At 41.8% G+C, this 9033-nt stretch carries 8 protein-coding genes; 6 read left to right on the top strand and 2 right to left on the bottom strand.

What is annotated here, in order from left to right; translation table 11 throughout:
- Nucleotides 1–771 precede the first annotated feature (771 nt).
- Nucleotides 772–1539, top strand: coding sequence for an NAD+ synthase (locus tag A9239_RS01565; protein ID WP_048123077.1), 768 nt, complete (start codon nt 772–774; stop codon nt 1537–1539).
- Between the two features lie 230 nt (nt 1540–1769).
- Here the strand turns inward: A9239_RS01565 and A9239_RS01560 are convergent, their stop codons facing one another.
- Entirely contained in the window at nt 1770–3056 is a 1287-nt protein-coding gene (locus A9239_RS01560) for a tRNA(Ile)(2)-agmatinylcytidine synthase (protein WP_048119167.1), read from the bottom strand.
- A 150-nt stretch (nt 3057–3206) separates the two neighbouring features.
- Here A9239_RS01560 and A9239_RS01555 point away from each other — a divergent pair, with 150 nt between their 5' ends.
- The 5 genes from A9239_RS01555 (at nt 3207) to A9239_RS01535 (ending at nt 8529) form a co-directional block, all read left to right on the top strand.
- Complete coding sequence (locus tag A9239_RS01555) at nt 3207–4190, top strand: transcriptional regulator (RefSeq protein WP_048119168.1); 984 nt, start codon at nt 3207–3209, stop codon at nt 4188–4190.
- Nucleotides 4191–4412: 222 nt separating this feature from the next.
- Nucleotides 4413–5021, top strand: coding sequence for a phosphoribosylglycinamide formyltransferase (gene purN, locus A9239_RS01550; RefSeq protein WP_048119170.1), 609 nt, complete (start codon nt 4413–4415; stop codon nt 5019–5021).
- Between the two features lie 411 nt (nt 5022–5432).
- Nucleotides 5433–6671: a bifunctional serine hydroxymethyltransferase/L-allo-threonine aldolase gene (gene glyA, locus A9239_RS01545; protein ID WP_048119171.1), complete on the top strand. Its 1239-nt coding sequence runs from the start codon at nt 5433–5435 to the stop codon at nt 6669–6671.
- Between the two features lie 24 nt (nt 6672–6695).
- Nucleotides 6696–7559, top strand: a complete 864-nt coding sequence (locus A9239_RS01540) for a bifunctional methylenetetrahydrofolate dehydrogenase/methenyltetrahydrofolate cyclohydrolase (RefSeq protein ID WP_048119172.1) — start codon at nt 6696–6698, stop codon at nt 7557–7559.
- A gap of 139 nt (nt 7560–7698) precedes the next feature.
- Nucleotides 7699–8529, top strand: coding sequence for an HD domain-containing protein (locus tag A9239_RS01535; RefSeq protein WP_048119175.1), 831 nt, complete (start codon nt 7699–7701; stop codon nt 8527–8529).
- Between the two features lie 203 nt (nt 8530–8732).
- Here the strand turns inward: A9239_RS01535 and A9239_RS20025 are convergent, their stop codons facing one another.
- On the bottom strand, nt 8733–8936 hold the full coding sequence (locus A9239_RS20025; protein ID WP_048119177.1) for a hypothetical protein: 204 nt from the start codon (nt 8934–8936) through the stop codon (nt 8733–8735).
- Between the last annotated feature and the right edge of the window lie 97 nt (nt 8937–9033).

Genomic DNA, 9033 nt, shown 5'->3' with positions numbered 1-9033 from the left:
AATATCCTGGTTTGAAAGTGCAATGAAAATTAGAAGAGTGGCAGTGACAGAATACTTAAGGAATCCCCAATACACGTTAAATTAATTCAAATATTTGAAAGTTTGGAAAAAACAATATGCTAGGAGCCAACTGCGTAACTCCTAAATAACTTTTAGTTTAATGATCGTATAAAATAAATGGACACCGGGTTTTCCAATTTCTCTGGACTGCACATTATGGAGCTACCCGTTTTGTATATTAGACGTCTTTTTATTTCAATGCCTTTGATAAGGTAGATTTTCACCCCGGAGTGTTTGTAATGGAACTTTCATGCCTTGAATTTTCGGTCCAGTCTTCCTATCCAGAGAAACCCCCTTTATAGCCTGTAACCCTATCCGAATAATAATTTGTCGGTTAGAGGCTCATTTGATAATTAGTTATTGGCTAGACGTACATTTGATAACCAGCTACTGGTTAGAAGTACTTTTGATAATCAGTTATTGGTTAGACGTACATTTGATTATCAGTTATTTATATTATATTACCAGGCATATATTACTCCTATACCTTCCATTTATTAAATAAGTTTACCATAACTCCATTTTTCCTCTGAGGTTTTATATATCTGGAACTTCTGTGTATAAAATTGTTTAATCGTCAAAATAGTCATTTAAATCTGAATAGGGATTTAAACCTGATGTCTTTCAAATCTACTACCTCAGGATCTTGAATTCTCAGGATCTTAAGGCCATTAAAATTATATGCCTGATGAGTACCAAGGAATTGACAGCATGAACCTTGAAATCGCGCAGAACAGGATTATTGATTTTATCCGGAATGAAACCCGTAAAGCAGGTGTAGACGGAGCTGTTGTAGGCATTAGTGGGGGAATAGACTCAGCCCTTGCCGCAACGCTTACCGTAAAAGCTCTGGGGAAAGATAAAGTGCTTGGAATCCATATGCCCGAATCCGGCCTTACCCCTTCTGAAGACAGCAAAGATGCAAAAACTCTTGCAGACTGTCTGGGAATTGAGTTTCAGACTATTGACATTTCAGGAATTATCTCGGCTTTCATGGCTTCAGTCCCTGAGAGTGAATCTACAGATCGTCTCTCCATGGGCAACCTGAAAGCAAGAATCAGAATGTCTCTCCTTTACTTCCATGCAAACCGGATGAATCGTATGGTCATAGGAACCGGCAATAAAACCGAGATCTTGCTTGGCTACTTTACGAAATATGGAGATGGAGGCGTTGATCTCGAACCCATAGGCGGACTTTACAAAACCGAGGTATGGGAGCTTTCTCGCAGGCTCGGAGTTCCTGATTCTCTTATCACGAAAAAACCCTCAGCAGGTCTCTGGGCAGGCCAAACCGATGAAGCCGAACTTGGAATATCGTATTTAAAAGTAGATGAGGTACTCAAAAAGCTTGAGCAGAACGAAGATTCTGAAACTATTCTGAACACTCTCGGGATTTCTGCAGAACAACTGAATTCGGTCATGAACCGTATAGAGAAAAGTGAGCATAAAAGAAATGCTCCTCCGGTGCCGCCAAACTAAGTTACCCTAATCCCCGTCCGATTCCCGTGACCCTATTTAAAAAATTGCTTGCCCGCAAGCCTTTTGTAAAATGGTTTGTCCGCAAGCCTTTTCAAAAAAGGCTTGAGCGAAAACGTCATTGTCGGCGTGATCAAACGGTGCGCGTTTGTGGTCAAACGGATTGATTTATAAAAAATAAGTTTATATGTGGTTCTAATTTATTGAAAGGGATTTTTTTATCCCTATTTTTCTTAGCGGGCAGGGTGAATCTCTATATCAGATTTCTGCTCCCTTACAAGAGGTTTTGCAAGATGCCGACGGGCGCAGGGCGGGACTTCATATAATCCCTCTGTAAGGTTTCTGTTTGTTTCACACAGAATTTTTGAGGTAGCTTGAGTTCCGCATTTTTTACAGCGAAAACCCTGGTTTTGGCCTGATGATTTCATATGTTTTCCGCAGGTTGGACACACCGGGTTTTCTTCCCTGTAAAGAGGAGCGAGCTTTTTTATCTCTATTTTTTCGATGTTGAAAGTTCTGGAATTTACACTTCCAGATACTACAATTCTATCTCCGGGCCTGAGTTTCCTTATAAGCAGCCGAAAGTTCTTTGTGGGTTCGAAGGCTGCGCAGTCAATTTCGTTTCCATCTCCATCCTGAATGGGAAAAATAACGTGCCCTCCGTGAATAGTTTCTGGAACTGCAGAGACTGTGCCTTCGAGCGTGTAAGAGTGCATATCCCTTATTTCTGCAATACTTTCTGCGGAAATCAGGTGCATATCAGTACCCTGATTTGTTCTGTATATGGCAAAACGTTCTATGGGTTCAGCCCTGATTAGGGATACAGCTTTTGTAACTACGGCTGGATTTTTCCCTCTGATCCCGAAAAGCACGGGATCTGCCGAGTGAGGTACACAGACAACAAGTCTGTTTTTAAGGTCCACGGTGTCCCAGGTATCAGGATAAGTGTTCCTGTCTGCCTCAAAGAAACTTTCCTTCTCGATCTTGCGTGGGGTTCCCCATTTTTCCTTTTGTCTGTATGCCAGGTACTCGAAAGTGTGATCCCATTCTTCAAGGTTAAGCATAGCCCCACATGCTGCAAGGGCGCCTATCAATCCTCTTCCATTTTTGAAGCCCTTTGAAGGAACCCCGGATTCTGAGATAAGGCTTTTTGCCTCCTCTATTTCGATCACTTCCTTTACGGCTTTCTCCAGAAAATTCCTGAGGACGGGCTTGAGCTTTTCGTAAGCTTTTTCCGGGATAAAAACCGCGCCGGGGTTAGTTTTTTCGCATTCAATGCGTGCAAATTCCTCTATTCTGGACACAACATGAGCAATTACTTTTTCAGGGCAGTCAGTCTTGAGTTTCATTGCTACTGCAGCATTTCCTCTTGTTTTGTAGGGGATAGTCGGATTCAGGCGTATAAGGAGTGGGCGAGTCTCTACAGTTCCGTAGGCTTGAAGTTCGTCCAGCAGCAGAGCCCCCAGATATGTTGTGCACATTCCTTCGTTTGAGTCGGTATCATCAATTCCGATAATCATTTTTTCGGTTCCAGTTTTTGCCTTTTAATTTTCCAGATATGCTTCGGACAATTACAGTTTTCGTTACTCATCGACGTTTTTTTCTACTGTGAGGATTGTCAAAAGTAAAGAAAAATATATATAGATGTTCAAACAGAGATTGATACTGGAATGACAAAAGAGGTTCTCATACATCAAATTATCGATGTATTAGCACGTGCGGGTTTTGCACTCTCCGATCGCTGTAATATTCGTCCGAGGAGCTTTGATGTTGCCGCACGGAAAGATGAAACACTATTACTTTGCAAGGTTTTATTTAATATTGACGGCCTGAATGAAGAAACTGCCAGGGAGATGAAGTACCTTGCCGAATACCTTGGGGGCTCTGCTATTGTTGTGGGGGCAAAGACCAGAGACCAGATGCTTGAAGATAGCGTTGTGTATATGCGTTATGATATTCTTGCCCTGAATGTACAGACTCTTTACGATTACTTTATTGAAAATGTTCCTCCTCTTGTTTCAGCAGCTCCGGGCGGGTTATACGTCTCTATAGAAGGAGATCTTCTTAAAAAAGCCAGGATGGGTCAGTCAATGTCTCTTGGAACTCTTGCCTCCATGGTAGGGGTTTCAAGGAGAACTATCAGCAAATACGAAGAAGAAGGCATGGACGCGTCGATAGATGTCGTACTCCAGCTGGAAGATATCTTTGGGGTTGAGCTTGCAAAGCCCATAAATATCCTGCAATCCTGCGGGAGCAGGAAGCCCCGAAAGAAAGCAGAATCCAGAACCAAAACCCAGGAAAAACCCTGTACGCTTTTACCGGAAGATTTGATCCTTAACACAATTTCCATGCTTGGCTATGACGTCCTTCCTACTGCGCAGGCTCCTTTCAAGGCCATATCACGGGACGAATCCTCAGTTATCCTTACAGGAGTCAGCGAATTCAATACGACAGTGGTCAAAAGGGCTCATTTAATGAGCAGTATTTCCTGCGTCACTGAGACCCAATCCGTGTTTATCATCAACGGGCACTCAAAAATAAAATCCGTAGAAAACACGGTTATGATCGAGAAAAAAGAACTTGATAAAATAAGTGATTCTCAAGAGCTCCTTACCTTTATAGAGGAACGTAGAGAAACTCACGAAGAAAAGTAAAAACCAAGTTTCCGCCGCCCGCCCCCCTCAAACCTTTTTTAAAAAACTGTTTGCCTGCAAGCCTTTTCAAAAAAGGCTTGAGCGAAAACGGTTCAGCATTTGAATTTGAGACCCTTACCCTAACATTATCGGCGTGATAAACCGGCGCAACGATTTTGGTTCAACCGGCGAAAAGATTGTTCCAAAACCCTAATATAGCACTGTTTCAATCTAAAAGCTTCGATGACTGTAAAAATTGCAGTGCTGGTTTCTGGAAGGGGTTCGAATCTCCAGGCAATTATGGACAGCATTGATAAGGGTTACATAAAGAATGCTACAATTAATGTGGTTATTTCCAATAAAGCAAATGCGTACGCGCTCGAACGTGCCAAAAATCACGGAATAAACGCAGTTTTCCTTGACCCGGGCGAGTATGATCGGGACGAATATGATAAAGCTATCCTGACTGTCTTGAACCAGTACGATACGGATCTTCTTTTGCTTGCAGGCTACTTCCGAATTTTAGGAAATGAGATAATTAAGGCTTACGGGAACAGGATTATGAACATCCATCCGTCTCTTCTTCCGGCCTTCAAAGGACTTCACGCCCAGAAGCAGGCTTTTGAATACGGGGTAAAAGTTGCAGGTTGTACAGTGCATTTTGTTGACGAAGGGCTGGACTCAGGGCCAATAATCATCCAGAAGTGCGTGCCTGTGCTTACCGGGGATACGGAAGAAACCCTTACTGCCAGAATTCTAGAGCAGGAACACGTTATCTACCCTGAAGCAGTCAGGCTCTTTACCGAGGGTAAACTTAAAATTGAGGGTAGAAACGTAGTAACCGGAACTTGAGTAAACGCTTAAGATCATATAAAACCGGAATAGATTTTACCGATTAATAACTTCTTTAATCCCTGATAGTTATAAATATTCCAAACTTATAGGTATTCCACGGAACCGCATAGACCATAAGGACTTTTCAGGTTTCGAAATTTCCTATCTTCAAGATATTCAGGAGCTTTTTACCGAAAGTTTTGAAACTTCAGAATGAAAAACCCATCAGGAAGGTTATAGAGTCTGTTTAATAGTACTCCCCATTATTCGGCGGTTTTATCGCTGAATGCCAGCCTCTTGAGTAACTATCCAATCTGGAAGGTAGCTCCTGTATGCATGCACATGTTAACATTAATCAACCCATCAATCCAAGCCATAAAAACTCTTGATTTTGAAAGATTTTAAAGGAATAGATTACAGGTGACAGTAATGTCTTATATTGAAAAAATTGACCCGGAATTGTTCGAGGCTATAAAAAAAGAAGCCGAGCGCCAGGAATATAAACTGAACCTTATCGCATCTGAAAATTATACGAGCAAAGCCGTTATGGAAGCTCAGGGATCAGTTCTGACCAATAAATATGCCGAAGGATACTCCGGCAAGCGGTACTACGGCGGCTGCGATTTCGTGGACATTGCCGAAGATCTCGCAATTGCCAGGGCAAAGAAAATCTTTAACGCAAATTACGTAAACGTCCAGCCCCACTCTGGTTCTGGAGCTAATATGGCTGTCTATTTCTCGGTTTTGCATCCTGGAGATACCATCATGTCCATGGACCTCTCTCACGGTGGGCATCTTTCTCACGGCAGCCCTGTGAGTTTTTCCGGGAAACTCTTTAATATTGTGCCTTACGGAGTTAGTAAAAAGACTGAGATGCTGGACTATTCCGAGCTTATGAAAAAAGCAAAGGAAAACAAACCGCAAATGATTGTTTGCGGCGCTTCAGCTTATCCTCGTGAAATCGATTTCAAGCAGTTCCGCGAAATTGCTGACGAGGTCGGAGCCTATCTGCTTGCAGATATTGCTCACATTGCAGGTCTTGTAGTTGCGGGTGTGCACCCGAGTCCTGTGCCTTATGCGGACTTTGTTACCAGCACAACCCACAAAACTCTCCGGGGCCCAAGAGGCGGAATTATTATCTCCAGGACAGAAGAACTTGCGACCGGAATTAACAAAGCGGTTTTCCCCGGCCTTCAGGGTGGGCCTCTCATGCACGTTATAGCTGGAAAGGCAGTAGCCTTTAAAGAAGCAATGAGTGAGAAGTTCAAACAGGATCAGGTTCAGACCGTAAAGAACGCAAAAACCCTCTGCAAATGCCTGAAAGAGAAAGGTTTTGATATGATCTCTGGCGACACGGATAATCATCTTATGCTCGTCAATCTCAACAATATGAATATAACAGGCAAGGATGCAGAAGCCGCCCTGAGCAAAGCCGGAATTATTGCAAACAAAAACACGGTGCCTTTTGAGACTCGCAGTCCATTTATCACAAGCGGCGTAAGGCTCGGAACCCCTGCCTGTACCACAAGGGGTATGAAGGAAACGGAAATGGAATTAATTGCCGACTATATTGAGACCGCAATCACAAACTCAGAAAACGATAAGATTCTGTCAGAAACAAGTGACAAGGTCAGAGAACTCTGTTCAAGGTTCCCGGTTTATTGTTAATTAAAGAAGTGAGATGTTTTACCAATGTTAGATGAAGGGTATGAATCACGAATTATAGATGGGAAAGCTCTTGCAAAGAAAATTGAAGCTGAAGTGAAGTCTGGAGTTGAAGCCCTTGTAAGTGGCCGGGGAGTTACGCCTGGACTTGCTACTGTCCTTGTTGGCGACGACCCTGCTTCCAAAATGTATGTCCGCCTGAAGCACAAAGCCTGTGAACGTGTGGGCATTCGGGCAGAAGACCACTTTCTTCCGGCAGAAATCAGTCAGGAGGAACTTATCTCCTTGATCAATACCCTTAACAAAGATAAGAATGTTCACGGAATTCTGCTTCAACTCCCACTTCCGAAACACCTCTTCCCTCAGGAAGCAATGGAAGCCATAGCCCCTGAAAAAGATGCGGATGGCTTTCACCCTTACAATATGGGAAAGCTAATGATCGGTGATGAAGGGCTTGTTCCATGTACTCCACATGGAGTTATCCGGGCTCTTGAAGAATATAACGTGCCTATCAAGGGCAAAAACGTGGTTATTGTCGGGCACAGCAATGTTGTCGGAAAACCATTGGCAGCAATGTTCCTTAACCGGAATGCAACAGTTTCGGTTTGTCATGTATTTACAGATGACCTTAAGAAACACACTCTTGACGCAGATATTCTGGTGGTTGCAACTGGAGTCAAACACCTTATTAAAGCCGACATGGTAAAGGAAGGAGTAGTAATCTTTGACGTGGGTATTACCAAGGAAAAAGATGGTGTATACGGAGATGTAGACTTCGAAAACGTGATCAAAAAGGCATCCCTCATTACTCCTGTTCCTGGAGGAGTAGGCCCTCTTACAATTGCCATGCTTATGAAGCACGTACTTGGATGTGCAGAAAAGAATTTTTGAAACTTCTTTAGTAAGGCCTTTTTATCAGGCCTTTTAATCTTTTTTGAGATAATAGTGCTAAAATTAACAATTAAATTCAGCCTCAAAGCCTCCGTAGATATACGAAAATATTATACATTGAAACTCCTATTGAAAAAGCATGCAGAAGGAAGACCTGGACTTTTTCAAAATATGGTTTCTGGATTATGTAGACCAATTTTCCTCTCCTGAGGTCTTTATCCAAGAAAACGTTGAGCTAAAAATCAAACATACAGCAAGAGTATGTGAAAATATCCTTTTACTTGCCAAAGCGGAAAATTTAGAGGAGAAAGATTGCAGGCTCGCTGAATCAATAGCTTTATTTCATGATCTGGGCCGCTTTGAACAGTTTACTAAATACAGGACGTTCAAAGACTCAGAATCAGAAGATCATGCCTTGCTTGGCGTAAAAATCCTGGAAAATGCCGGGATTCTTTCCATTCTATCTCGGGAAGAGGAAGATATAATCCTGAAAGCTGTTGGATATCATAATCGCATGGAAATTCCCAAATGCACAGAAACTACCAGAGAATTCCTTTTTTATTTGAAATTGATCCGGGACGCCGATAAGCTGGATATCCTGAAGCTTGTGAGTGAAGATTATGAGAAAGAAGAAGAATTCAGGAATCCAGCCCTTGAACTCAATATTCCCGATACGCCCGGATGTTCGGAAAATATAGTTGCTGATATCCTGAATAACAGGATGGCAAAGCTTGCAGATGTAAAAAACCTGAATGATATTAAACTCCTTCGTCTGAGCTGGATTTTTGACATTAGTTTTCCTGCAGCTTTTTCCCTTCTCAGAGAACACGGTTATCTTGAGACAATTCTGTACTCAATGCCAGAGACTAAAGAAGTACAGATGTTACGTGAACATATTGAGAACTATTTGAATGCAGTTGAAACCAGAGCCAGAATTAAAGCTATGAAAAAGGATGTTGGAAAGGTGTGAAAAAAGATATCAACTAATCCAATAGACCTTAAAGATTATAGATCAAGTTAAACTGAAACCCTAGTGAAATTTTAGATTAACTGAAGCAAAAGAGAGAAGAAAACAACATATGAAAATTGTAAAAATGATTTACTGGAAAAAGAGAAATCCACTCTGAATTCATTACATATACTTCGAATCTGAATTCATTACATGTAGGTTCATTACATGTATCTTCTACGATATTCATTGCCCAGACTTCGCCGGTAATCCGAACGGATCTGATTTTTTGACTGTTCTACAAGCATTGATTCCAGTGAATCATCGCTGAGTTCTTCCTGCATGCTTTGATCCTCTTTTCCTACATCCGGTCTGTTTTGATCCTTTTTCCCTATATTCGGTCTATTCTGGTCTTTTTCTTCTGTCATATTAGAATTACTCCTACATTCGCTGAGTTAAAACATATTTTGCTGTAATCTACAGTTTCACGTGAACTTAGTTTCAATTATTTTAATTAAAGTATTA

It is taken from the genome of Methanosarcina sp. A14 (assembly GCF_001729375.1).
GTDB classification, from domain to species: Archaea; Halobacteriota; Methanosarcinia; order Methanosarcinales; family Methanosarcinaceae; genus Methanosarcina; species Methanosarcina barkeri.
This window is presented reverse-complemented; position numbering and strand designations above follow the sequence as displayed.

Bases quoted from the DNA above. Each gene is read 5' to 3' on its own strand.
- A9239_RS01565 (WP_048123077.1), top strand. From the start codon at position 772: ATGAACCTTGAAATCGCGCAGAACAGGATTATTGATTTTATCCGGAAT.
- A9239_RS01560 (WP_048119167.1), bottom strand. From the start codon at position 3,056: ATGATTATCGGAATTGATGATACCGACTCAAACGAAGGAATGTGCACA.
- A9239_RS01555 (WP_048119168.1), top strand. From the start codon at position 3,207: ATGACAAAAGAGGTTCTCATACATCAAATTATCGATGTATTAGCACGT.
- purN (WP_048119170.1), top strand. From the start codon at position 4,413: ATGACTGTAAAAATTGCAGTGCTGGTTTCTGGAAGGGGTTCGAATCTC.
- glyA (WP_048119171.1), top strand. From the start codon at position 5,433: ATGTCTTATATTGAAAAAATTGACCCGGAATTGTTCGAGGCTATAAAA.
- A9239_RS01540 (WP_048119172.1), top strand. From the start codon at position 6,696: ATGTTAGATGAAGGGTATGAATCACGAATTATAGATGGGAAAGCTCTT.
- A9239_RS01535 (WP_048119175.1), top strand. From the start codon at position 7,699: ATGCAGAAGGAAGACCTGGACTTTTTCAAAATATGGTTTCTGGATTAT.
- A9239_RS20025 (WP_048119177.1), bottom strand. From the start codon at position 8,936: ATGACAGAAGAAAAAGACCAGAATAGACCGAATATAGGGAAAAAGGAT.